Consider the following 23,473-nt stretch of genomic DNA (forward strand, 5'->3'; position numbering starts at 1 on the left):
CCGGCCACGCTAGGCAGCGCCACCACGGCACGGAGCCGTGCCGCGCCGCCACGAGCGCGGCCCCACCCGGTCGGACGACCGAGCGGGACCGCGCCCACAGAAGAGGAACTCAGGGATCGAGCCCCTCAAGTAGCGAAGCTCAGAGATCGAGCCGCTGCCCGGGAATGATCACGTTCGGATCCCCGCCGATGACCCCCTTGTTGGCGGAGTACACCTTCTGCCAGCCGACACCGTGCGCCGCCGCGATCCGGCTCAGGGTGTCCCCCTGCCGCACGGTGTAGTCACCGCGCCCGGAGCCCCGGTCGGCATGGCTCGGCGTACGCTGCTGCGGCTCGGCAGGCTGCTGCTTCACAGCCTTGGGTGCCTTGGGTGCCGACGGAGCAGCTGCCGCCGCCCCCGGCGCGCTGCCGGACGCACCCGCCCGCGCCGAGCATGTGGGCCAAGCGCCCCACCCCTGAGCGCGCTGGACCTTCGTGGCGACAGCGATCTGCTGCGCCTTGGACGCCTTGTCGGCGGTTGCCGCATAGGCTCCACCGCCGTACGCACTCCAGGTGGACGGGGAGAACTGCAGCCCTCCGTAGTACCCGTTCCCGGTGTTGATGCTCCAATTTCCGCCGCTCTCGCACTGAGCGATGCGATCCCACACTCCGCCGTCCGCCGCCGATGACTGGCCGGTGGCGGTGAGCAGTCCCAGCGGGGCGAGCAACGCCGCTCCGCCGATCACTGCTGTCCTGCGAACGCACTTGGGACGTGCGGACATGAATATCCCTCTCGAAGGACCCGGGATCCCCCAGGTGTCCCGGACCTCTCCGCGCATCTGACGCCGGAGGCCCGCTCACCCCGTCCGCCGGAGTTCGGCACGTTCGTGCCGTGATGCCCCAGCTGGCTGCCTGGTGCGGCCGGCGGACGTACCCGAGCGGTGCTCGCTGCACACGGCGGTGGAATCTAGGCGCCCACTCGCCCCGATAACAACCAACTCCTTGTCATTCCAGGCCAGTTGGCCGTTACCCGGAGTATCGGCGAATTCAAGCCAGCCACTTAATTCACTGATTTCAGTATTTGTCTACCAACCACCCCGGCGATCTGTGACCCAGTTCACCGCGCCAACTTCCCTGTACACAGAAGGCGTTGGCGCGGAGTGACGGATTCCTCCGGACAACTCACCCTCCGCTGCGGATGGTTCGATTCCGTTCGCCTTCGCGCGTGACCTGCGCCACTGATCGCCCGTTGTCTTCTTATGAGCCGAGGACACCCCCGGCCCGCACGCAACGATTCCGAGGAGCCACCCGTGCCGCGCATGCTCGACGTCGGCGACGACGTACGCGCCGAGATCGGCGACGAAGAAGCCGACCGGCTGCTCGCCGGAGAAAACGCCCCGGGCAGTTACGACTGCACGTCCTGCCGGACCCCGGGCGACACGGAGCAGGAACGCACCAGCACGGTCCTGTTCATCGGCGACGAAACCGCCGTACTCGCCTTCGCCCACGCCACCTGCCTGCCCTCCCAGATCGTCCAGGTCTCCGAGGAGCAGTTGCAGGGTGCCGTGCGCTCGATCACCGGCGAGGACGGCAACGGCCTCGCCGGGGTCCCGGCCCCCGCTCCCAGCGAAGGAGTGCCCGACCAGGCGGTCCTCGGCGTGACCAGCGGCCTCATCCTCATCGAGGGCGAGCTGCGGCCCGCGCTCGTCGTCGAGCCGACCGGCGCCATCGCACGCCCCGGCTCGGCGCCCGGCGGCGGCGACGACTTCCTGCAGCTCCTGGTCGAGCAGGGCTTCACCCCGGTGGCCTCGCTGGACGGCGTACCACCGGTGCTGCCGGGCTGGTCGGTGCTGCTCGCCATGGGCCAGCTGCACGCCGTGCTCCAGCCCGGGGCCGGCGGCGGCTCCCCCGTCGCCTGGTGGCAGGCCCACCACCCCCTCCAGGTCACCGAGGACTGGCGGGCGGCCGCCAACAAGCTGCAGTCGGTGCTCCTGTTCGCGGCGCCGGTCGGCTCCATCGGCCGCCAGCCCCGCGAGGACGTGCTGCGCGGCGCCCTGGACAGGGCGGCGGAACACGGACGCCTGGTCGCGGCAGCGATGCCGCTCGCGGGCACCTGAGCCCGCGCGGGCCGTGAAAGCGGCGCGGCCCCCGCATCCGTACGCGGGTGGGGTCGTTGGCACATACGTGCACACATACGACCCCTCCCGCCCCCGGCCGGCGTACCAGACCCCCATCCCTTCCATGCGCTCGGCGCAGGAAGCGGGGGGCGACCACTCGGCCACTCCGATCTACGACGCGCTCTACTCGGAGTACCGCAGGTCGTTCAAGGCCCTTCCGGGGGACCGGAGCGGTGAGGAGGATCTGGGGTTCACGTCGTTCGGCAGCGCGCCGTACGGCATGCACCGTGTCGGTGACCGGCACGAACCGCGGCACAACACCTTCAGCCAGCTGCACGTGACGCGCTACGGCGGACACGACCCGGCGGCGCTGCCGCCGGGGCCGCGCAGAGGGCTCTGAGGCACCACCGACGAGGGGCCGGGCCCCGCCTTCGACTCGAAGGCGGGGCCCGGCCCCTCTGTCCATCCCTGCCTACTTCTTGCGGCCGCGCTTCTCGCGCACCCGCACCGAGATGTGGATCGGCGTGCCCTCGAAGCCGAACTCCTCACGGAGCCTGCGCTCCACGAAGCGGCGGTAGCCGTGCTCGATGAAGCCGGAGGAGAAGAGCACGAACCGCGGCGGCTTCGTGCCCGCCTGCGTGCCGAAGAGGATGCGGGGCTGCTTGCCGCCGCGGATCGGGTGCGGGTGGGAGGCCACGAGCTCGCCGAGGAAGGCGTTGAGCCGCCCGGTCGGGACGCGCGTCTCCCAGCCCGCGAGGGCCGTCTCGATCGCCGGGACGAGCTTCTCCATGTGGCGGCCGGTCTCGGCGGAGACGTTGACCCGCGGAGCCCACGCGACCTGGAGGAGCTCGGTCTCGATCTCCCGCTCCAGGTAGTAGCGGCGCTCCTCGTCGAGGACGTCCCACTTGTTGAAGGCGACGACGATGGCGCGGCCCGCCTCGACCGCCATCGTGACGATGCGCTGGTCCTGGACGCTGATCGACTCGCTGGCGTCGATCAGGATGACCGCGACCTCCGCCTTCTCGACGGCGGCCGCCGTACGCAGCGACGCGTAGTAGTCGGCGCCCTGCTGCAGGTGGACGCGCTTGCGGATGCCCGCGGTGTCCACGAACTTCCAGACGACGCCGCCGAGTTCGATCAGCTCGTCGACCGGGTCACGGGTGGTGCCCGCGACCTCGTTGACGACCACGCGGTCTTCGTTCGCCACCTTGTTGAGCAGGGACGACTTGCCGACGTTCGGGCGGCCGATGAGCGCGATGCGGCGCGGGCCGCCGACGGTGAGGCCGAAGGTCGTGGCGGGCGCCTCGGGCAGCGCGTCCAGGACGGCGTCCAGCATGTCGCCGGTGCCGCGGCCGTGCAGCGCGGAGACGGGGTGCGGCTCGCCGAGGCCGAGGGCCCACAGGGCGGTGGCGTCGGCCTCGCCGGACTGGCCGTCGACCTTGTTGGCGCACAGGACGACGGGCTTGCCGGACTTGCGGAGCAGTCGTACGACCGCCTCGTCCGTGTCGGTGGCGCCGACCGTCGCGTCCACGACGAAGACGACCGCGTCGGCCGCCTCGATCGCGTACTCGGCCTGGGCGGCGACGGACGCGTCGATGCCGAGGACGTCCTGCTCCCAGCCGCCGGTGTCGACGAGCTTGAAGCGGCGGCCCGCCCACTCGGCCTCGTACGTCACACGGTCGCGGGTCACGCCGGGGCGGTCCTCGACGACGGCTTCGCGGCGGCCGATGATGCGGTTGACGAGGGTCGACTTGCCGACGTTCGGGCGGCCGATCACCGCGAGGACGGGCAGCGGGCCGTGGCCCGCCTCGCCGATCGCGCCTTCGACTTCCTCGGCGTCGAAGCCCTCTTCCGCGGCGAGCTCCATGAACTCCGCGTACTCGGCATCGCCAAGCGCCCCGTGCTCGTGTTCAGCCGAGCCTTCGGGCTGGATCTGGTCGTTCATGAAGTCCGTACCTCTGTCGTATTCGTGATCGGTGGACCGCCTCGCGACGATCCACTACTGAAAGTCTCGCTCAGCGCCCGGTCAGGCGCCTGGCGTCGGCCAGGTGGGCGGTGAGCCGCTCCTGGATGCGCACGGTCGCCTCGTCGAGCGCCTTGCGCGTACGCCGTCCGCTGTCGTCGCCCGCCTCGAAGGGGTCGCCGAAGACGACGTCGACCCTGCTGCGCAGTGGAGGCAGCCCCTTCAACAACCGTCCGCGCTTCTCCGTGCTTCCCAGAACGGCGACCGGAACGATCGGCGCCCCGCTCCGTACGGCGAAGTACGCGAGGCCGGCACGCAGCGAGGCGAAATTGCCCTCGCCCCGGGTGCCCTCGGGAAAGATCCCGAGGACGCCGCCGCCGTCGAGCACGCCGAGGGCCCGGGTGATCGCCGTGCGGTCGGCGATCTCACGGTCCACCTTCACCTGCCCGATGCCGCGCAGGAAACGGTCGAGGGGGCCGATGAAGGCTTCCTTCTTGATGAGGAAGTGCGTCGGCCTGGGGGCCGTCCCCATCACCATCGGGCCGTCGACGTTGTGGGAGTGGTTCACGGCCAGGATCACCGGTCCTGTCGCGGGGACCTTCCAGGCGCCGAGGACGCGGGGCTTCCACAGGCCGTACATGAGGCCGACGCCGATGCGGCGGCCGACCTCCGCACCCCGTTCCGACGGCGCCGCGGTCACTTCGCGGCCCGCTTCTCCTCGACGAGGGTGACGACGCACTCGATGACCTGCTGCAGCGTGAGCTCGGTGGTGTCCACCTCGACGGCGTCGTCGGCCTTGGCCAGCGGGGACGTCTTGCGGCTGGAGTCGGCCGCGTCCCGCTTGATGAGCGCCTCACGCGTGGCGGCGACGTCCGCGCCCTTGAGCTCGCCGCTGCGGCGGGCGGCGCGGGCCTCGGGCGAGGCGGTGAGGAAGATCTTCAGGTCGGCGTCGGGCAGGACGGTCGTACCGATGTCGCGCCCCTCGACGACGATGCCCTTCTCGGCGGAGGCGGCGATGGTGCGCTGCAGCTCCGTGATGCGGGTGCGCACCTCGGGGACGGCGCTGACGGCGCTGACCTTGGAGGTGACCTCGGTGGTGCGGATCGGCCCGGCGACGTCCGTGCCGTCGACCGTGATGGTCGGGGCGAGCGGGTCGTTGCCGGAGACGATCTCGGGCTTGCCCGCGACCGCGGCGATGGCGGTCGGGTCCGTCAGCTCGATGCCGTTGTGCACCATCCACCACGTGATCGCGCGGTACTGGGCGCCGGTGTCCAGGTAGCTGAGGCCGAGCTGGGCGGCGACGGCCTTGGAGGTGCTCGACTTGCCCGTGCCGGAGGGCCCGTCGATGGCGACGATCACGGCTGCCGGGGCGGTTTCCACGGTTTCCACGGGGTGCGGAACCTCTCTCAGGACGCGGGGGCGAGGTAGCGGGGCGCAGACACGCCCCGCACAAGGTTACTGGCTCCCGCGCGCACCTCTTACTGCCGGATGCCCCGGGCCTTTACTGGCGGATCGACCAGCCGCGCTCCCGCAGCGCCCCCGTCAGTATCGGGACCGCCTTCGGCTCCACCAGGAGCTGCACGAGGCCCGCCTGCTGGCCCGTCGCGTGCTCGATGCGTACGTCCTCGATGTTCACCCCGGCCCGGTCCGCGTCGCCGAAGATCCTGGCCAGCTGGCCAGGCTGGTCGTTGATGAGCACCGCGACGACCTCGTACGTCGTCGGCGCGGCCCCGTGCTTGCCGGGCACCCGGACCTGTCCCGCGTTCCCTCGCCGCAGCACGCTCTCCACCCCCGCGGCGCCCTCGCGCCGCTTGTCGTCGTCCGCCGACTGCAGGGCGCGCAGCGCCGTCACCGTCTCGTCGAGATCGGTGGCGACGGCGGCGAGCAGGTCGGCGACGGGGCCGGGGTTGGCCGACAGGATGTCGATCCACATCCGCGGGTCCGACGCGGCGATGCGCGTGACGTCACGGATGCCCTGCCCGCACAGGCGCACCGCCGTCTCCTCGGCGTTCTCGAGCCGCGCCGCGACCATGCTGGAGACCAGGTGCGGCATGTGCGAGACGAGGGCGACCGCGCGGTCGTGCGCGTCCACGTCCATGACGACCGGCACGGCACGACAGAGGGCGACGAGCTCAAGGGCCAGGTTGAGGACCTCGGTGTCGGTGTCGCGGGTGGGCGTGAGGACCCAGGGCCGCCCCTCGAAGAGGTCGGCGGTGGCGGCGAGCGGGCCGCTGCGCTCGCGCCCCGACATGGGGTGCGTGCCGATGTACGGGGTGAGGTCGATGCCGAGCGCCTCCAGCTCACGGCGCGGGCCGCCCTTGACGCTCGCCACGTCGAGGTAGCCGCGGGCCACGTCGCGCCGCATGACGTCGGCCAGCGTCTGGGCGACGTGCGCGGGCGGTACGGCGACGACGCACAGGTCGACACGGCCCTCGGGCGCTTCGTCGGTGCCCGCGCCGAGTGCGGCCGCCGTGCGGGCCTGCCCGGGGTCGTGGTCGGCGAGGTGCACGGTCACGCCGCGCGATGCGAGGGCCAGGGCGGCGGAGGTGCCGATCAGGCCGGTGCCGATGACGAGGGCGGTTCTCACTGGGCGATGTCCTTGCGCAGGGTGGCCGCGGCGCCGAGGTAGACGTGCGTGATCTCGGCGCGGGGCTTGGGGGACTCTATGTGCGCGAGGACGCGGACGACGCGCGGCATGGCGCCCTCGATCTGCAGTTCCTGCGCGCAGATCAGCGGGACGTCCACGATGCCGAGCCTGCGGGCCGCCGCGGCGGGGAAGTCGCTGTGCAGATCGGGCGTCGCGGTGAACCAGATGCTGATCAGGTCCTCCTGGCTGAGCCCGTTCCGCTCGATGATGGCGGTGAGCAGCTCGCTGACCTGCTCGTCCATGTGGTCGGCGGCGTCCCGCTCCAGTTGGACGGCGCCCCGGACCGCTCGTACCGCCACAGTGCTGCTCCTCGCTCGCGTTACGTACGACTGATGTACCGACAAGGGTAGTCAGGGCCCCGGGAACGGGTGCGCGGCGCCCGCCTGCCGAGACGGACGCCGCGTGCTCACCGGGGTGGGGCCGGGGCCCGGTTCAGAGCTTCTGCTCCTTGATGATGTCCTCCAGCGAGCCCGTGGGGACCTGCCCCTCCGGGGTCAGCTTGTCGACGGCCTGGGGCAGCTGCTGCGCGATCTGGTCGGCGGCCTCGTCACGGCTGACGCCCGCGTCGGTGGCCACCTTGTCCAGGGTCTCGTCCGGGACGGCCTGCTTGACCTGGTCCGGGCTCAGCGGCTGGTTGTCGCCCTTGCCGACCCAGGAGTCCAGCTGGTCCTGGCTGACCAGGCCCGACTTCGTGATCATGTCCATCAGGCCGCCCAGCGGATTCCCGCCGCCGGAGCCGCCCTGGGCGCCGCCCGCGCCGCCTGTGCCGCCTGTGCCGCCTGTGCCTCCGGTGCCGCCAAGGAGGCCGCCGAGCAGCGAGCCGAGGACGTTGCCGCCTCCGGAGCCGCCGGCCGCGCCGCCGTGACCGCCTTGACCGCCGCCTTGGCCGCCGCCGAGGAGACCGCCGAGAAGGCTTCCCAGATCGTTACCCGCCATGGTCGCGCCTTTCGAGTGAGTGGCCGGGTCGGCGCCTCGGAGGGGCGCGGACCTCAGACCATGCCAATGTCGCCCGAATCGCCCCCTGTCGCCACCTGGCCCGATTGGTGGGCGTTCAGCTATGGACGCCGGTGGCGCGGGTCCGCTTGCATGGAGGGGCCGGGAAGGCAACGCCTCGGGGGAGGCCCGCATGAAGCGCTCCGGACCGCTCTACACGCTTCTCGGGGGACTGCTGGTCGCCCTGTTCATGCTGTCGCTCAACGCGACCACGGGGACGGGCAATTCGTCGTACGGCGGGGACTCGGCCGGCGATGCCGCGTCGCCGTCGCCCACGTCCGCGAAGCCCACCGAGAGCACGCCCGCGCCCACGACGAGCCCGTCCAAGAGTCCGTCGAAGAGCCCCTCGAAGTTGCCGACCGGGAAGTCCGAGTACGCGGGCCGCACTGCCGACGACGCCGCCGCGGTCTCCATCTCGATCCGTGACGACAAGGCCATCGCGTACTACTGCAACGGCCGTGACGCCGAGTCCTGGCTGAAGGGCGACGTCGAGGACGACGGCTCCATGCGCCTCACCGGCAAGCAGGGCGCGAAGCTGGACGGCACCCTCGCCGACAACGCGGTCCGCGGCACGGTCGAGATCGGCGAGCGGCCACGGGACTTCACCGCCGCCAGGGCCAAGCCGCCCTCCGGCCTGTACCGCGCGACGACCGAGGTGCGCGGCGCCGAGATCGACGGCGGCTGGATCGTCCTGCCCGACGGCCGACAGGTCGGGATCCTCAAGGAGAACGGCAAGCCGCGAAAGGCCCCGCGCCTCGACCCGGAGACCGGCAGCGTCCCGTTCGACGGCGGGGACCTCACCGCCCGTCCCGTCGTTCCCTGACCCGCTCCGCCCCGACCAGGGAGCCGCCATGAGCGTCGACCCGAACGCCGCCACACAGGGCGGTTTCACCCCGCCCCCCGCGGCGGGCGACCACCGCCGTCCGAGCGCCGCGCGCTATCTCGTCCCCGCCCTGGTCGCCGCGGCGGTCGCGGTCGGCCTCGGGGTGTACGGCAAGACGCACGACCCCGAGGGCACGGCGTTCAACCTCGCCGGGTTCAGCAGCACGAGCGCGGTCAAGGCCTGGCTCGGCACGACGGCGTTCGCCTTCGCCCTGGTCCAGATCGTCTCCGCGCTCATGGTGTACGGGCGGCTTCCGGGGCCGTCCTGGTCGGCGGCGCTGCACCGCTGGTCGGGCCGGATCGCGTTCCTGGCTGCGGTCCCCGTGGCGGTCCACTGCCTCTACGCGCTCGGCTATCAGACGTACTCGACCCGGGTGATGTGGCACTCGCTGCTCGGCTGCTTCTTCTTCGGGGCGTTCAGCGCCAAGATGCTGCTGCTGCGCTCGGAGAAGCTGCCCGGCCGGCTGCTGCCGGTGATGGGCGGTCTGGTCTTCGTGGTCCTCACGGTGGTCTGGTGGACGTCGGCGCTGTGGTTCTTCCGTACGTTCGGAGTGACGACATGAGCGAGGCAGCCCTCTCACGGCGCACCGTCCTGGCCGCGGGCGGGGTCGTCACGCTGACCGCCGGGTGCAGCAAGTACGGCGACGAGGGCGCGGAACCGGAGCCGCCGAAGTCGGAGGCGGCACCGGCATCCCCCTCGGCGTCGAAGTCCGTCGGGGAGGATCAACCGCCGCCCAAGGCCGAGGAGTTGGCCAAGACCTCCGACATCCCGGTCGGCGGCGGCAAGGTGCTCAAGGACAAGAAGATCGTCGTGACCCAGCCCGAGGAGGGTGACTTCAAGGCCTTCTCCGCGGTGTGCACGCACTCTGGCTGCATCGTCAGCGAGGTGTCGGACAGCACGATCAACTGCGCCTGCCACGGCAGCAAGTACCGCGTGGCCGACGCCTCGGTGGCGGACGGCCCCGCGCCACGCCCGCTCCCCCCGCAGAACATCACGGTCACCGGAAATTCGATCACCCTCGGCTAGCCCAGGGCCGTACGCTCCCCGCATGCACCGCCCCACGGATCAGGACCTGCACCTCGTACGCGACCACACCGTCTACGCCTGCGTGATGGGCTCGCGCGCCTTCGGCCTGGCCACGGACGGCAGCGACACCGACCGCAGAGGTGTCTTCCTGGCCCCCACCCCGCTGTTCTGGCACTTCGAGAAGCCGCCCACGCACGTGGAAGGACCGGCGGAGGAACAGTTCAGCTGGGAGTTGGAACGCTTCTGCGAACTGGCCCTGCGGGCCAACCCGAACGTCCTGGAGTGCCTCCACTCCCCCCTCGTGGAACACGTGACGGACACCGGCCGCGAACTCCTCGCCCTGCGCGGCGCCTTCCTCTCCCGCCAGGCCCACGACACGTTCGCCCGGTACGCGCTCGGCCAGCGCAAGAAGCTCGAAGCGGACGTACGCGTGCACGGCGCCCCCCGCTGGAAGCACGCGATGCACCTCCTGCGCCTCCTGGCGAGCTGCCGCGACCTCCTGCGCACCGGCGAGCTGACGATCGACGTAGGCGACCGGCGCGAGCCGCTGCTCGCGGTCAAGCGCGGCGAGGTGCCGTGGCCGGAGGTCGAGTCCTGGATGGCGCGCCTCGCGGAGGAGACGGACGCGGCGGCCACCCGCAGCCCGCTGCCCGCCGAGCCGGACCGGAAGCGGGTGGCGGACTTCCTGTTCCGCGCGCGGCGGGCGTCAGCCCTGGAGCCGTACGCGGACGACGAGATCGTGCAGGGCGTCGAACGCGGAGTGGACACCCGGGAGCCCGCAGCGACACCCGCAGAGACGGAGGCGAGTTCGGCGTAGGGGCCGGGGCCCAGATCGACGGGCAAGGCTCAAGAATCCCAGAGCGCCCCGAGCTCGAGCAGCTCCCCGCGGTACTCGATCCGCTCGGCCCACTCGGCGGGCCAGGCGTCCGCGCCCAGGTGGGCACCCGCGAACGCCCCGGCCAGGCAGGCGATCGAGTCGGAGTCGCCGGAGGTGCAGGCGGCTCGGCGCAGCGCGGTGAGGGGCTCGTCGGGGAACATCAGGAAGCACAGCAGGCCGGTGGCGAGCGCCTCTTCGGCTATCCAGCCCGCGCCGGTGGCCAGGCAGGGGTCCGTCTCCGGGTTGGCGTCGCGGAGCGCTGCCCCCAGGCGTTCCAGGACGGCGAGGCAGTCGTCCCAGCCGCGCGTGATGAAGTGCTCCGGGGTCGGGTCCTGGGAGCGGGTCCACAGGTCGCCGAGCCAGTCGTGGCGGTAGTTGGTGCGGTTCTCGATCGCGTACGAGCGGAGCAGGCCGACCAGGCCCATCGGCTCCGTGCCCTCGGCGAGCAACTTGACCGCGTACGCCGTGAGGTCGCTGGCGGCGAGCGCCGTGGGGTGGCCGTGGGTGAGCGCGGACTGCGTCTGTGCTGCGCCGGCCCGCATCTCGTCGGTCAGCCACGGCATGAGCCCGAGCGGCGCGACCCGCATGTTTGCCCCGCACCCCTTGGAGTGCAGCTGGCTGGCGTCGCGCCAGGCGCGGTCCGGGTCGTCCAGGAGTTCACAGGCCCGGAGGCAGGTGTTGCCGGGGGCCCGGTTGTTCTCCGGGTCGTGGTACCAGGCGACGTACTCCCTGCGCGTCAGGAACGCGAACCGCTCGGGCCCGCAGAGCCCCCGCGCCGACGCGGCCTTGAGCGCACGGCCGAGCGCCAGCGTCATCTGCGTGTCGTCCGTGACGATCGCGGGCCTCGGCAGCTCCATCTCCCGCCAGGGCCCGCACTTGGCGAGGATCGACGGTACGTCGTTGAACTCGGTCGGGAAGCCGAGCGCGTCCCCGAGGGCGAGGCCCATGAGGGATCCGGTGGCGGCACGCTTCATGAGGGCCTTCCTTCCGAGGAAACGGTCGAGGGGCGCAGCAGGGGCGGGTGCAGGGAGGTGGCGGGACCGGCGCGGTACAGAGCCGCCGGTTTGCCCCGGCCGCCCGTCAGGCGCGCGGCGCCGGGGATCGCCTCGACGAAGCCGGACGTGCCGAGCGCCTTGCGGCGGAAGTTGGCCGGGTCGAGTTCGGCGCCCCACACCGTCTCGTAGACCTGCCGCAGCTCGCCGAGCGTGAACTGGGGCGGGCAGAAGGCCGTGGCCAGGCCGGTGTACTCGAACTTGGCGCAGACGCGGTCGTGGGCGTCGGCGAGGATCCGGTCGTGGTCGAAGGCGAGCGGCCCCTGGGTGGCGTACGGCAGCCACTCCGCGCGGGCCGCGTCGCTGCCCGCGCGCACTGCGGGAGGGTCGGGGACCAGGGCCGTGAAGGCGACCGAGACGACGCGCATCCGCGGGTCGCGGTCCGGTTCGCTGTAGGTGCGCAGCTGCTCCAGGTGGAGCCCGGCGGCGTCCGCGAGGCCGGTCTCCTCGGCGAGCTCGCGCCCGGCGGCGGTCTCGGCCGACTCGTCCGGCAGCACGAATCCACCGGGCAGTGCCCAGCGGCCCGCGAACGGCTCCTGGCCGCGCTCGACGAGCAGTACGTGCAGACGGCCCGCGCGGACGGTGAAGACGGCGAGGTCCACGGTGACGGCGAACGGCTCGAAGGCGTACTTGTCGTAGCCCTGCATGGCCCGACCCCCCTCTCTTTATGGTCACTGAGACTATAAAGGGGGTCACGTGCGGCCCGCAACAGGCAGAAGGCGGCCGGCCCCTGCGTGCGCAGGGACCGGCCGCCTTCAATGGCCCAGGGCCTCAGGAGCTCCGTACGACCTAGAGGTCGACCTCCTGCATCAGCATGCCGACCTCGGTGTTGGACATCCTGCGCAGCCATCCCGACTTCTGGTCGCCCAGCGCGATCGGCCCGAAGGACGTCCGCACCAGCTTGTCGACCGGGAAACCGGCCTCCGCGAGCATGCGGCGCACGATGTGCTTGCGGCCCTCGTGCAGCGTCACCTCGACCAGGTAGTTCTTGCCGGTCTGCTCGACGACGCGGAAGTGGTCCGCGCGGGCGTACCCGTCCTCGAGCTGGATGCCGTCCTTGAGCTGCTTGCCCAGGTCACGCGGGATCGGGCCGACGATGTGCGCGAGGTAGACCTTCTTCACGCCGTACTTCGGGTGCGTGAGGCGGTGGGCCAGCTCACCGTGGTTGGTGAGCAGGATGACGCCCTCGGTCTCCGTGTCCAGACGCCCCACGTGGAACAGCCGCGTCTCGCGGTTGGTCACGTAGTCGCCCAGGCACTGGCGGCCCTCGGTGTCCTCCATGGTGGAGACGACGCCGGCGGGCTTGTTCAGCGCGAAGAACTGGTACGACTGGGTGGCGACCGTCAGGCCGTCGACCTTGATCTCGTCCCGCTCCGGCTGGACCCGCAGGCCCTGCTCCATCACGATCTCGCCGTTGACCTCGACACGGGCCTGCTCGACGAGCTCTTCGCAGGCACGGCGCGAGCCGTAGCCCGCGCGGGCGAGGACCTTCTGCAGCCGCTCGCCCTCCTGCTCGGCGCCCGGGAAGGTCTTGGGCGGGCCGGCCTTCGGCTTGCCCGCGTAACGCTCGCGGTTGCGCTCTTCCTGCCGCGCGTCGTACTCACGGGACGTCGCGGGGGCTCCCGCGCCGCGCCGCGTACCCCGGTCCGAGCCCTGGGGCGCCCTGGGGCCGCCCTTGGCGCCGCCGCGCGCCGCCGCGCCACGGCCCTTCTTCGAGGCGTCGCCGCCTACGTCGTAGCGGCGCTCCTCGGGACGGGGCCTGCTCTCCCGCTTCGGGGCGGCCTGGTCGTCGCGCGCGCCACCGGCGCCGCGACCCTGCCGGTCGGGGCTGTTTCCGGAGCCCCGGTAATCACGGCCGCCACCGCTGCCACGGCCACCGCCGGTCGGGCGGCCACCGCCGCTCCCGCGACCGCCGCCGCTGGGGCGTCCACCGCTGCTGCCACGGCTGCCGCTGTTGCCACCACGGCTCCCGCCGTTGTTTCCGCTGCTGTTCCTGCCGTTGCTGCTTCGCATCAAATTTCCGTTAGTCGGCTGTGTCCTGGGTGTACTCGTCACCCGGTGCATCGGGTGCGTCCGGGTCGAACGACGGAACGCCTTCCAGCGTCTCGGCCTCGATCGCCTCCGCCTCGGGGAGGAAGGGCGCGAGTTCCGGGAGCTCGTCCAGGCCACGCAGGCCCATCCGCTCCAGAAAGTAGTTCGTCGTCCTGTACAGGATCGCACCTGTTTCGGGTTCCGCGCCCGCCTCCTCCACCAGACCCCTCTGGAGGAGCGTCCGCATCACTCCGTCACAGTTCACTCCGCGCACCGCGGAGACCCTGGAACGGCTGACCGGCTGGCGGTACGCGACGACCGCGAGGGTCTCCAGGGCCGCCTGGGTGAGCCGTGCCTGCTGCCCGTCCAGCACGAAGCGCTCGACGGCGGCGGAGTACTCCGGGCGCGTGTAGAACCGCCAGCCGCCCGCCACGAGCCGCAGCTCGAAGCCCCTGCGCTGCACGGTGTACTCGTCGGCGAGCTCCCGCAGGGCGTCGGCGATCTGCCGACGGGGCCGGTCGAGGATCTTGGCGAGGTGCTCCTCGGTGGCCGGTTCGTCGACGACCATGAGCACGGCCTCCAGGGCGGGCCGCAGCTCCAGATCGGCGACGGCGCCGACCAGGTCTCCCGCGGGGCTCACGTCGCTCACTGGGCTCATGTGACCGTCTCCTCACTCGTCGTCTCGGGGGCGCGGTCGAATTCGTCGGTCACCGTCGGCTCCTCCGCGCCGTCGCCGCCGGTCCACCGGACCATCAGCTCGCCCAGGGCGGTCTCCTGGTCCAGCTCGACGGCCTTCTCCCGGTACAGCTCCAGGAGCGCCAGGAAGCGGGCGACGACGGTCAGGGTGTCCCCCGCGTCCTCGACGAGCACCTGGAAGCTGACCTCGCCCCGCTCCCGCAGCCGGGCCACGACCAGACCGGCCTGCTCCTGCACGGAAACCAGCGGGGCATGGATGTGGTCGACGTACACCTGGGGCTTGGCCCGGGGCTGCATCGCCTTCACGGCGAGCGCGGCGAACCCCTCGGCGCCGATGCTGATGACGACCTCGGGCAGCAGCTCCGCGTGGTGGGCCTCGAGCCCCACGGTCCGCGGATAGCGCCGCGCCTCCTCCTCGAGCCGCCCGCTGAAGATGTCGGCGATCTGCCGGTACGCGCGGTACTGCAGCAGCCGCGCGAAGAGCAGGTCCCGCGCTTCGAGCAGCGCGAGATCCGCCTCGTCCTCGACCTCGGCGGAGGGCAGCAGCCGGGCCGCCTTGAGGTCGAGCAGGGTGGCGGCGACCACGAGGAACTCGGTGGTCTGATCGAGATCCCAGTCGGGCCCCATGGCGCGGATGTGCGCCATGAACTCGTCGGTCACCGTGGACAGCGCGACTTCGGTGACGTCCATCTTGTGCTTCGAGATGAGCTGAAGCAGCAGATCGAAGGGGCCCTCGAAGTTCGCGAGACGGACCTTGAACCTGCCGTCGTCGGGCTCGGCGGGCGCGTCGGGCTCGGGGGGCGCGTCAGGTTCGGCGGGCGCGTCAGGTTCGGCGGGCGCGTCAGGTTCGGGCTCGGGGGCCGACTGTGGCTCCGGTTCGGGCTCCGCCGGAGCCGCCCCTGGACCCCGCCCCAGGGCGCGGCGAGGGGCAGGCGGTGCGGAGTCGTCAGTCGTGGCCATCAGGCGGGAACGCTACCGCTACCGCCCACGCAACCGTCGTACGAGAATGCTCGCGTCCCCGCGGGACTCGAGATCCGCGAGAACGACGGCCACCGCCTCGCGGACGATGCGCCCGCGGTCGACCGCGAGCCCGTGTTCGCCCCGCAGCACGAGACGCGCGTGCTCGAGGTCCATCAGCTCCTCGGCGGACACGTACACGGTGATCTTCTCGTCGTGCCGCTCACGCCCGCTGGGCCGCCGGTTGGCCGCCCGCGCGCGCCGCCGTGCCTGTGCCGTCGAGGAGGAGTTCGCGGACCGGCCGCCGCCGCTCTGTGCGGCGGCGCCTTCCTGGTCCTGGGCCGGACGGGGCCCGTCCTTCTCGGCATCGGCGGCGGCCGACCGGCTGCGGGATTCACCCGACTCCGCGTCAGCGGCGCCGTGTTCGGCGGGGTCACCGCCATCCGTGGCCGTCGCGCCGCCGCGGGAATCCCCCGCGGCGGTCTCGTCGCTCTCCCCCGCGGGGCCCGGCACCCGTGCCTCGCCGTTCGCCTGGCGCCGCGGGGACGACGACGTCAGCGCCATCCCCCCGGTCGTGCGGAACAGTTCGTCGGCCCCCGGCAGACTCACTCGGCGTGACACCGGGCGAGCACCTCCCTGGCGAGCTGGCGATAAGCGGCCGCGCCGACCGAGTTCGATGCGTACGTCGTGATCGGCTCACCGGCGACCGTGGTCTCCGGGAAGCGGACCGTGCGTCCGATCACCGTGTGGTACACGTGATCGTCGAAGGCCTCGACCACCCGCGCGAGCACCTCACGGCTGTGCACCGTGCGGGAGTCGTACATGGTGGCCAGGATGCCGTCGAGCTCCAGGTCGGGGTTGAGCCGCTCCTGGACCTTCTCGATGGTCTCCGTCAGCAGGGCCACACCGCGCAGCGCGAAGAACTCGCACTCCAGCGGCACGATCACCTTGTGGGCCGCCGTCAGGGCGTTCACGGTGAGCAGGCCGAGCGAGGGCTGACAGTCGATCACGATGTAGTCGTAGTCCTGCATCAGCGGCTTCAACGCCCGCTGCAGCGTGGACTCTCGGGCGACCTCGCTGACCAACTGCACTTCGGCGGCCGACAGGTCGATGTTGCTGGGCAGCAGGTCCATGTTCGGGACCGCCGTCTTCAGCAGCACCTCGTCCGCCGACATGCCCCGCTCCATGAGCAGGTTGTAGACCGTCAGGTCCAGCTCCATCGGGTTGACCCCGAGGCCCACGGAAAGGGCGCCCTGCGGGTCGAAGTCGACGAGCAGGACCCGGCGTCCGTACTCCGCGAGCGCGGCGCCCAGGTTGATGGTCGACGTCGTCTTGCCCACGCCGCCCTTCTGGTTGCACATCGCGATGATCTTCGCGGGGCCGTGATCGGTCAGGGGGCCCGGAATCGGGAAGTAGGGCAGCGGGCGTCCGGTGGGACCGATGCGCTCACGGCGCTGACGGGCCGCGTCCGGGGCCAGCGTGGCCGCGTACTCGGGATCGGGCTCGTACTCGGCGTCAGGGTCGTAGAAGTGCCCCTGGGGCAGTTCCTCGTAGTCGGCGAGTTGGGTGTGGGTGGTGTTCTCGCCACTCCGGTCGCCGGCCATGGCGTTCACGTGATGGCCATCCATGCTCTGGGGTGCAGACAATGTCGGCTGCGGTTTCTGGCGGGATTCGAAGGTGCGGACAGCGACGGAGCCGACAGCCTCGAGCCCCACGGGTCCTTGGCCCCGCTCAGAGGTTCCTGGTTGACCACCCCCGGGAGCAAATGTCGACTCATTCACAAGTCGTCTTACCTCCTTGGTGACCAGGAAATTTCTCGATAGGTCAGCGTGGCACCATGCCGACGGTTGGCGACTCTATGGCGTGTCACCGGTCCGCAGCAACACAATCCGCCGGACCCGGCCCGATGTGTCGGCAATCGAACGCCCCCATGTCAAGGGCGCGCGGGGTGCCATTGGCACATTTCCGGGGTGTGCGAATCGGTTAAAGGGTTACGTTCAAGGCGAGTTGACCATGTCCATGGACATACGCATACGGCCGGACCCCTCTCAAGGTCCGGCCGTGGGCGTGAGATTGACGACTTTCGTTGACGAAAGAGGTCAGGTTCAGGCGAGGAGCATCTCGAGCTCGACGTGCTCGAGGCCGTGCGACTCCGCGACCTCCTTGTAAACAACCTTGCCGTCATGGGTGTTGAGGCCCAGGCCAAGGGCCTTGTCGCGGCGCAGCGCCTCGACCCAGCCGCGGTTCGCGAGCTCGACGATGTACGGCATCGTCGCGTTGGTCAGCGCGTACGTCGAGGTGTTGGGCACCGCGCCGGGCATGTTCGCGACGCAGTAGAACACCGAGTTGTGGACCGGGAAGGTCGGCTCGGCGTGCGTCGTCGGGTGCGAGTCCTCGAAGCAGCCGCCCTGGTCGATCGCGATGTCGACAAGGACACTTCCCGGCTTCATGCGCGACACGAGCTCGTTGGTGACGAGCTTGGGCGCCTTGGCGCCGGGGATGAGGACGGCGCCGATGACGAGGTCGGCGTCGAGGCAGGCCTTCTCGAGCTCGAAGGCGTTGGAGACGACGGTCTGGATCTTCGTGCCGAAGATCTTGTCCGCCTCCTTGAGCTTGTTGATGTCCTTGTCGAGCAGGGTCACGTGGAAGCCCATGCCGATGGCGATCTGCATGGCGTTCCAGCCGGAGACGCCGCCGCCGATGACGACGGCCTTGCCGGCCGCGACACCGGGGACGCCGCCGGGCAGGACACCGCGACCGCCCTGGGCGGCCATCAGGTGGTAGGCGCCGACCTGCGGGGCCAAGCGGCCCGCGACCTCGGACATGGGGGCGAGCAGCGGGAGCGCGCGGTTCGCGGTCTCGACCGTCTCGTACGCGATGGCGGTGGTGCCGGACTCCAGGAGCGCGTCCGTGCACTCCTTGGACGCGGCCAGGTGCAGGTAGGTGAAGAGGGTCTGGTCCTTGCGGAGGCGGTGGTACTCCTCCGCGATGGGCTCCTTGACCTTCAGGAGAAGGTCGGCGGTGGCCCAGACCTCGTCGGCGGTGTCCAGGATGACGGCGCCCGCGGAGACGTACTCCGCGTCCGTGATCGAGGAGCCGACACCGGCGTTCCGCTCGATGACGACCTGGTGGCCGTGGCGCACCAGCTCATGCACGCCGGCGGGGGTGATGGCCACCCGGAACTCGTTGTTCTTGACCTCGCGGGGGATGCCGACCTTCACGTCGATCACGGTCCTCTTGGCTCAGGGGTTTTTCGGGCAATGCGCTACATACCGACACACAAGAGGGCGCATCGGAGACACCACGGAAGTACGCGGCGGAGCCAGTCTAATGAAGGACTTCTCGCTGTCTAGCCTTTCAATGCATCAATCTTCTACGGAAGCGCTACGGATTTCGTAGGCGGAAGTCCTCGCTCCTTCTTTCGATGCAAGCCCTGTGACCTCCTCGAGCTCCCTTCCCAGCATGCGCTCGGCGGCACTGCGGTGCAGCCGGGCCGCCGCCGGGTCCCCCAGCCGGTCCAGGGTGTCGGCAAGCCTGAGCTGCAGCGCCGCCTGAAGTCGTACGTCGCCTGCCTGCCGCGCCCACTCGACGGCCTCCTGGCAGGTGCGCAGCGACTCCTCGGGCCGCCCGGCGTACTCCTGCACCCGCGCCAGCTCGCTCAACGCCCTTGCCTGGCCCGCCACATCGCCGGTCTTGCGGTGTCCGGTGACGGCCGAGCTCCAGTTGCGCAGCGCCTCGCCATAGCGCCCCGCATAGGTGTGCGCCGTTCCGATGCGGCCGTAGAGGCGGGCGGCGTCGGCGCGCTCGCCGCGCGCGAGCCGGTGGGCGAGGGCGCGACCGAACCAGTCCGAGGCCCGCGACCAGTCCCCCAGTTCCTGGTAGGCGCCGCCTACGGATTCCATCGCGCGGCCCGTCGCGTACGGATCATTCGCGTCGCGTCCGGCGTCCAGAGCCAGCCGGTAGCGCGCGAGCGCCTCTTGCGTGCGTCCCGTCCTGGCGTCCAGGTCCGCGAGGTTCAAAAGGGCCGCCGCCTGCTCGCGCGGCAGGTGCCTGCGCTCGGCGACATCGAGGACGAGCCGGTGGATGCCGTACAGCTCGGGGGCCGCGTCCTCCGTGCCCCGGTGGGCGACCAGGGCCCGCGTCAGGGCCGCCATCAGGCGTCGCGCGAGGGTGTCGAGCTCACCGTCGGCGACCGCCAGCCTGGCGGCGGCGAGCAGGGCGGGCTGCCGGATGCGCAGCCACTCGGAGGCGGCGGCGGGGCTGGGGAAGCGCAGGGCGCGCGGCAGGCCGGCGAGCTTCTTGCGGGCCGCCGAGCCGTCCGGCTCCGTGATCGCCCGGCAGGACTGGAGGAGGCGCACGGTCCGCTCCAGCATCCGGGCCCGCGCGAGCTGCACCTCGGCGGGCCGGTCCTGGGTGTCGGTGAGCGTGCGGAGCAGCGGCATCAGGCAGCTCGGCAGCTCGTACTGCGGCAGCGGCGACTCCACGGCCCTGACCAGGCCGAGCTTCACGAAGTCGTCCAGAGTGGTGCGAGCGGCGGAGACCGAGCAGCCCACGAGCGCGGACGCGGTGTGCGGGTCGACGTGCCCGGCGGGAGCGAGGGAGAGGAAGCGCAGTATCCGCGCCGCCGCCGAGGGCAGCGAGGCGTACGTGTGCCGGAAGACACGCGTGAGCGCGGACCCTTCCTCGGGCCGGTCGTGCACCTGCTTGGCCAGGTCGGCGACGGCGGCCTTGGGCCGCACGGAGAGCCAGCCGCCGGCCAGGACGAGCGCGGCGGGATGCGCGGCGCACGCCTCGACGAGACTCTCCGCCGAGCGCGGGTCCACGGTGACGCGCACCGGGCCCACCGCGCGGGAGAGCATCTCGACCGCGGCCGCGGAGTCCAGGCCGCCCAGCGTGCAGGGCCGCACGTCCGGGATCCCGGTGAGCGGGCCCTCCGACACGACCACGGCCAGGCATTCGGGCGCGTCGGGCAGCAGTGGGTCGACCTGCTCGGCGTCCGCGGCATTGTCGAGGAGCAGCAGGGCCCTGCGCCCCGAGAGGGCATCCCGGAGCACTTCGGCGAGCTCGTCCTCGTCGGCTCCCGGGGGTGCCGGGACATCGAGGGTGTCAAGGAGTTCACGGGCGGTGCGTTCCGTGGGCACGCGGGTGCCGTCCGGTTCGGTGAGGTGGGCGCGGAGCACCCCGTCGGGGTAGTCGTCGGCGATCCGCCGCACGAGTTCCTCGGCGAGCGCGGTGCGGCCCGAGCCGGGGCGGCCCGCGATGAGGAGCACGCGTGCGCGTGGCGCCTTGCGGCCCGAGATGGTGTCGAGCCCCGCGCGGTCGATGTCGGCGCGGAGCTCTTTCAACTCCCTGCGGCGGCCGACGAATTGACCGCCGCCGGAGGTCTGGGCCGGAGCGGGCCGCGGCACCGCGCCGCCCGTTGCCGATCCGTCCGTGTCGACTGCCTGATCCGTCACGGGCCATGCTCCGTCCGCCTGCGCGCGAACCCGACCGGGACTCCGGTCGGGACGCTTCCAGAGCCTAGTTCAGGCCCTGCCGCCTCCCCCGACGAGCGGCGCGCACAAGTCCCCCGATCGGATCAGTAGATCGTCACACCGGAGAGCTCCCATGGCTCAGAGCGGTACCTCTCAGGCCTCGAAGGGGCGCGCGGGCCAGGGCGCGTCGGCCGGGCGCAGCGCGTCGACGCCGTCCCCGCTCAGCGCGGCGGTCAGCGAAAGGGCGCCCACGACGAGGCAGTTGTTGTGCAGCTCACCGGCGAGCACTCCGCGTACGAGCTCTTCGAGCGGTACGCGCGCCAGCTCCATGTCGGCCTCCTCCTCGGAGACTTCGAAGCGCTCGCCCTCGGCCTCGGAGAGATCGCGGGCGAGGAAGATGCGCACGGCCTCGTCGCAGCCGCCGGGCGTGGTGTAGACGTCGGTCAGGACGCGCCAGTCCTCGGCCTTGACGTGCGCCTCTTCGTAGAGCTCGCGCTGGGCGGCGTGCAGGGGGTTCTCGCCGGGGATGTCGAGCAGCCCGGCCGGGATCTCCCAGAGCTTGTGGTGGACGGGGTGGCGGTACTGGCGCAGGACCAGGACCCGGCCGGCGTCGTCCAGGGCGAGCACGGCGACGGAGCCGGGGTGCACCTGGTAATCGCGGCGGACGACCGTCCCGTCGGGCATGACGACGTCGTCGGTGCGCACGGAGGTCTTGTTCCCCACGAAGGGTGTCTCCGTGGCCGTGACCTGCCACTCCTCGGCGGTGTCCTTGATCGTCATGTCGCCCTGCCCTCCCACACGTGCAAACAGAAACCGGGGCACCAGCCTCATAAGGCTCGTACCCCGGCAACCGTATCGCTCTTGTGTTACTTACCCGTCTGGCGCTCCACCGCGGCCTTCACCAGGCCCGCGAAGAGCGGGTGCGGGCGGGTCGGGCGCGAGCGCAGCTCCGGGTGCGCCTGGGTGGCGACCAGGTAGGGGTGCACCTCGCGCGGGTACTCGACGTACTCGACGAGCTTGCCGTCCGGGGAGGTGCCGGAGAAGACGATGCCCGCGTTCTTCTCCAGCTCCGCGCGGTAGGTGTTGTTCACCTCGTAGCGGTGACGGTGGCGCTCCTCGACGTACTCCTTGCCGTCGTACACCTCGCGCACGATGGAGCCCTCGGCGAGCTTCGCCGGGTACATGCCCAGCCGCATCGTGCCGCCCATGTCGCCCTCACCGGCGACGATGTCCAGCTGCTCGGCCATGGTCGAGATGACCGGGTGGCCGGTGGCGGAGTCGAACTCCGTGGAGTTGGCGTCGGGGATGTCCGCGAGGTTGCGGGCGGCCTCGATCACGATGCACTGCAGGCCGAGGCAGAGGCCGAGCAGCGGGATCTTGTTCTCGCGGGCGAACGTGATGGCGCCGACCTTGCCGGTCACGCCGCGGTCGCCGAATCCGCCGGGGATGCAGATCGCGTCGACGTCCTCGAGCTGCTTGGCGGCGCCCGCCGCGGTCTTGCAGTCGTCCGATGTGACCCACTTGACCTTGACGCGGGCGCGGTTGGCGAAGCCGCCCGCGCGCAGCGCCTCGGTCACCGAGAGGTAGGCGTCGGGCAGGTCGATGTACTTGCCGACCAGCGCGACGGTGACCTCGTGGTTCGGGTTGTGCACCCGGTCCAGGAGGTCCTCCCACTGGGTCCAGTTCACGTCGCGGAACGGGAGGTCCAGCTTGCGGACCACGTACGCGTCGAGGCCCTCGGTGTGCAGGACCTTCGGGATGTCGTAGATCGACTTGGCGTCGACACAGGCGACGACCGCGTCCTCGTCGACGTCGCACATCAGCGAGATCTTGCGCTTGATGGCGGTCGGCACGTCGCGGTCGGCGCGCAGCACGATGGCGTCGGGCTGGATACCGATGTTGCGCAGGGCCGCGACCGAGTGCTGGGTCGGCTTGGTCTTCAGCTCGCCGGACGGGCCGATGTAGGGCAGCAGCGAGATGTGCACGACGAAGACGTTGTCGCGGCCGACCTCGTGGCGGACCTGACGGACGGTCTCCAGGAACGGCAGGGACTCGATGTCGCCGACCGTGCCGCCGACCTCCGTGATGACCACGTCGACGTCGTCGGTGGCCATGCGGCGGATGCGGTGCTTGATCTCGTTCGTGATGTGCGGGATGACCTGGACCGTGTCGCCGAGGTACTCGCCGCGCCGCTCCTTGGCGATGACCTGCGAGTAGACCTGGCCGGTGGTGACGTTGGCCGTGCCGTCGAGGTCGACGTCCAGGAAGCGCTCGTAGTGGCCGATGTCCAGGTCGGTCTCGGCGCCGTCGTTCGTGACGAACACCTCGCCGTGCTGGAAGGGGTTCATCGTGCCCGGGTCGACGTTCAGGTACGGGTCGAGCTTCTGCATGGTGACGCGCAGGCCGCGCGCCTTGAGGAGCGCACCCAGGCTGGAGGCAGTCAGACCCTTGCCGAGGGAAGAGGCGACACCCCCGGTGACGAAGATGTGCTTGGTCGTCGTGGATTTAGGCTGCATAGCCAAAGGGGGGCTCCCGTGGTCGCGGTCTGAAGGGTGCGTACCGGCCTCGTCCCAGGTTTTGGAGGAGGTGCCGTCGCTGCGGTTCGGGGGTTCAATGACCACCGGCTCACGGGCTACCAGGGTATCAGCGACGGGACGAGGCTGCTTCCGGCCACGCTCGGGTACTCACGTCACACGTCCCTCACCTGGCGCTCACCCGTTCGGCGCAGCCTGGTTGTCGGGAGCGGCGCGCAGATCAGCCGGGTGCGTCGTATCCTGCT

The 23,473-nt window shown here is 71.2% G+C and carries 24 protein-coding genes; 6 read left to right on the forward strand and 18 right to left on the reverse strand.

Annotated elements, in window-relative coordinates; genetic code table 11:
• Positions 1-139: 139 nt before the first annotated feature.
• The gene (locus AC5P1C_RS35455; protein WP_493870098.1) at positions 140-760 is read right to left on the reverse strand and encodes a transglycosylase family protein; all 621 of its coding nucleotides are present in this window, start codon (positions 758-760) and stop codon (positions 140-142) included.
• Between the two features lie 528 nt (positions 761-1,288).
• Between AC5P1C_RS35455 and AC5P1C_RS35460 the strand changes: the two genes are divergently transcribed.
• Entirely contained in the window at positions 1,289-2,095 is an 807-nt protein-coding gene (locus tag AC5P1C_RS35460) for a DUF8842 C-terminal domain-containing protein (RefSeq protein ID WP_493870099.1), read from the forward strand.
• A gap of 124 nt (positions 2,096-2,219) precedes the next feature.
• Positions 2,220-2,495, forward strand: a complete 276-nt coding sequence (locus tag AC5P1C_RS35465; RefSeq protein ID WP_493870100.1) for a hypothetical protein — start codon at positions 2,220-2,222, stop codon at positions 2,493-2,495.
• 72 nt (positions 2,496-2,567) lie between these two features.
• On the opposite strand, the gene der is transcribed toward AC5P1C_RS35465, so the two are convergent.
• The 6 genes from der to AC5P1C_RS35495 form a co-directional block, all read right to left on the reverse strand.
• Positions 2,568-4,040 (reverse strand): ribosome biogenesis GTPase Der, encoded by a 1,473-nt coding sequence (gene der / locus AC5P1C_RS35470; RefSeq protein ID WP_493870101.1) that lies wholly within the window; start codon positions 4,038-4,040, stop codon positions 2,568-2,570.
• A 70-nt stretch (positions 4,041-4,110) separates the two neighbouring features.
• A complete protein-coding gene (locus tag AC5P1C_RS35475; protein WP_493870102.1) occupies positions 4,111-4,797 on the reverse strand; it encodes a lysophospholipid acyltransferase family protein in 687 nt (228 codons plus the stop codon).
• The gene (gene cmk / locus AC5P1C_RS35480; RefSeq protein ID WP_493870140.1) at positions 4,755-5,438 is read right to left on the reverse strand and encodes a (d)CMP kinase; all 684 of its coding nucleotides are present in this window, start codon (positions 5,436-5,438) and stop codon (positions 4,755-4,757) included. The genes AC5P1C_RS35475 and cmk overlap by 43 nt, the downstream gene beginning before the upstream one ends.
• 121 nt (positions 5,439-5,559) lie before the next feature.
• Positions 5,560-6,645, reverse strand: coding sequence for a prephenate dehydrogenase (locus AC5P1C_RS35485; protein WP_493870103.1), 1,086 nt, complete (start codon positions 6,643-6,645; stop codon positions 5,560-5,562).
• Positions 6,642-7,004: a chorismate mutase gene (gene aroH / locus AC5P1C_RS35490; RefSeq protein WP_493870104.1), complete on the reverse strand. Its 363-nt coding sequence runs from the start codon at positions 7,002-7,004 to the stop codon at positions 6,642-6,644. Before aroH ends, AC5P1C_RS35485 begins: the two co-directional genes overlap by 4 nt.
• A 133-nt stretch (positions 7,005-7,137) precedes the next feature.
• Positions 7,138-7,641 (reverse strand): YidB family protein, encoded by a 504-nt coding sequence (locus AC5P1C_RS35495; protein WP_493870105.1) that lies wholly within the window; start codon positions 7,639-7,641, stop codon positions 7,138-7,140.
• A gap of 190 nt (positions 7,642-7,831) precedes the next feature.
• On the opposite strand from AC5P1C_RS35495, the gene AC5P1C_RS35500 reads away from it, so the two are divergent.
• Genes AC5P1C_RS35500 through AC5P1C_RS35515 form a run of 4 tightly spaced genes read left to right on the forward strand, consistent with a single transcriptional unit; the run spans position 7,832 to position 10,424 of the window.
• On the forward strand, positions 7,832-8,521 hold the full coding sequence (locus AC5P1C_RS35500; protein WP_493870106.1) for a hypothetical protein: 690 nt from the start codon (positions 7,832-7,834) through the stop codon (positions 8,519-8,521).
• Between the two features lie 28 nt (positions 8,522-8,549).
• Positions 8,550-9,143 (forward strand): DUF6529 family protein, encoded by a 594-nt coding sequence (locus tag AC5P1C_RS35505; RefSeq protein WP_493870107.1) that lies wholly within the window; start codon positions 8,550-8,552, stop codon positions 9,141-9,143.
• Positions 9,140-9,607 (forward strand): Rieske (2Fe-2S) protein, encoded by a 468-nt coding sequence (locus AC5P1C_RS35510; RefSeq protein ID WP_493870108.1) that lies wholly within the window; start codon positions 9,140-9,142, stop codon positions 9,605-9,607. Before AC5P1C_RS35505 ends, AC5P1C_RS35510 begins: the two co-directional genes overlap by 4 nt.
• A 22-nt stretch (positions 9,608-9,629) precedes the next feature.
• Complete coding sequence (locus tag AC5P1C_RS35515) at positions 9,630-10,424, forward strand: nucleotidyltransferase domain-containing protein (protein WP_493870109.1); 795 nt, start codon at positions 9,630-9,632, stop codon at positions 10,422-10,424.
• Between the two features lie 29 nt (positions 10,425-10,453).
• Here the strand turns inward: AC5P1C_RS35515 and AC5P1C_RS35520 are convergent, their stop codons facing one another.
• The 11 genes from AC5P1C_RS35520 to pyrG form a co-directional block, all read right to left on the reverse strand.
• Entirely contained in the window at positions 10,454-11,458 is a 1,005-nt protein-coding gene (locus tag AC5P1C_RS35520) for an ADP-ribosylglycohydrolase family protein (RefSeq protein WP_493870110.1), read from the reverse strand.
• Positions 11,455-12,183, reverse strand: a complete 729-nt coding sequence (locus AC5P1C_RS35525) for an NUDIX hydrolase (RefSeq protein WP_493870111.1) — start codon at positions 12,181-12,183, stop codon at positions 11,455-11,457. The genes AC5P1C_RS35520 and AC5P1C_RS35525 overlap by 4 nt, the downstream gene beginning before the upstream one ends.
• Before the next feature lie 142 nt (positions 12,184-12,325).
• Positions 12,326-13,549, reverse strand: a complete 1,224-nt coding sequence (locus AC5P1C_RS35530) for a pseudouridine synthase (protein ID WP_493870112.1) — start codon at positions 13,547-13,549, stop codon at positions 12,326-12,328.
• Between the two features lie 10 nt (positions 13,550-13,559).
• Positions 13,560-14,225 (reverse strand): SMC-Scp complex subunit ScpB, encoded by a 666-nt coding sequence (scpB, locus tag AC5P1C_RS35535; RefSeq protein ID WP_493870113.1) that lies wholly within the window; start codon positions 14,223-14,225, stop codon positions 13,560-13,562.
• Positions 14,222-15,223, reverse strand: coding sequence for a segregation and condensation protein A (locus AC5P1C_RS35540; protein WP_493870114.1), 1,002 nt, complete (start codon positions 15,221-15,223; stop codon positions 14,222-14,224). Before AC5P1C_RS35540 ends, scpB begins: the two co-directional genes overlap by 4 nt.
• A gap of 18 nt (positions 15,224-15,241) precedes the next feature.
• Positions 15,242-15,841: a hypothetical protein gene (locus tag AC5P1C_RS35545; RefSeq protein WP_493870115.1), complete on the reverse strand. Its 600-nt coding sequence runs from the start codon at positions 15,839-15,841 to the stop codon at positions 15,242-15,244.
• Positions 15,826-17,001 (reverse strand): ParA family protein, encoded by a 1,176-nt coding sequence (locus tag AC5P1C_RS35550; protein ID WP_493870116.1) that lies wholly within the window; start codon positions 16,999-17,001, stop codon positions 15,826-15,828. Before AC5P1C_RS35550 ends, AC5P1C_RS35545 begins: the two co-directional genes overlap by 16 nt.
• Positions 17,002-17,325: 324 nt before the next feature.
• Positions 17,326-18,441, reverse strand: coding sequence for an alanine dehydrogenase (ald, locus tag AC5P1C_RS35555; RefSeq protein WP_493870141.1), 1,116 nt, complete (start codon positions 18,439-18,441; stop codon positions 17,326-17,328).
• A 144-nt stretch (positions 18,442-18,585) separates the two neighbouring features.
• Positions 18,586-20,676: a tetratricopeptide repeat protein gene (locus AC5P1C_RS35560; protein ID WP_493870117.1), complete on the reverse strand. Its 2,091-nt coding sequence runs from the start codon at positions 20,674-20,676 to the stop codon at positions 18,586-18,588.
• A 171-nt stretch (positions 20,677-20,847) separates the two neighbouring features.
• Positions 20,848-21,474, reverse strand: coding sequence for an NUDIX domain-containing protein (locus tag AC5P1C_RS35565; protein ID WP_493870118.1), 627 nt, complete (start codon positions 21,472-21,474; stop codon positions 20,848-20,850).
• Positions 21,475-21,560: 86 nt separating this feature from the next.
• Positions 21,561-23,210 carry a CTP synthase gene (gene pyrG, locus AC5P1C_RS35570; RefSeq protein ID WP_493870119.1) on the reverse strand — a complete coding sequence of 550 codons (1,650 nt, stop codon included), beginning with the start codon at positions 23,208-23,210 and terminating at the stop codon, positions 21,561-21,563.
• Positions 23,211-23,473: the final 263 nt, after the last annotated feature.

The organism is Streptomyces sp. A18 (genome assembly GCF_059026065.1).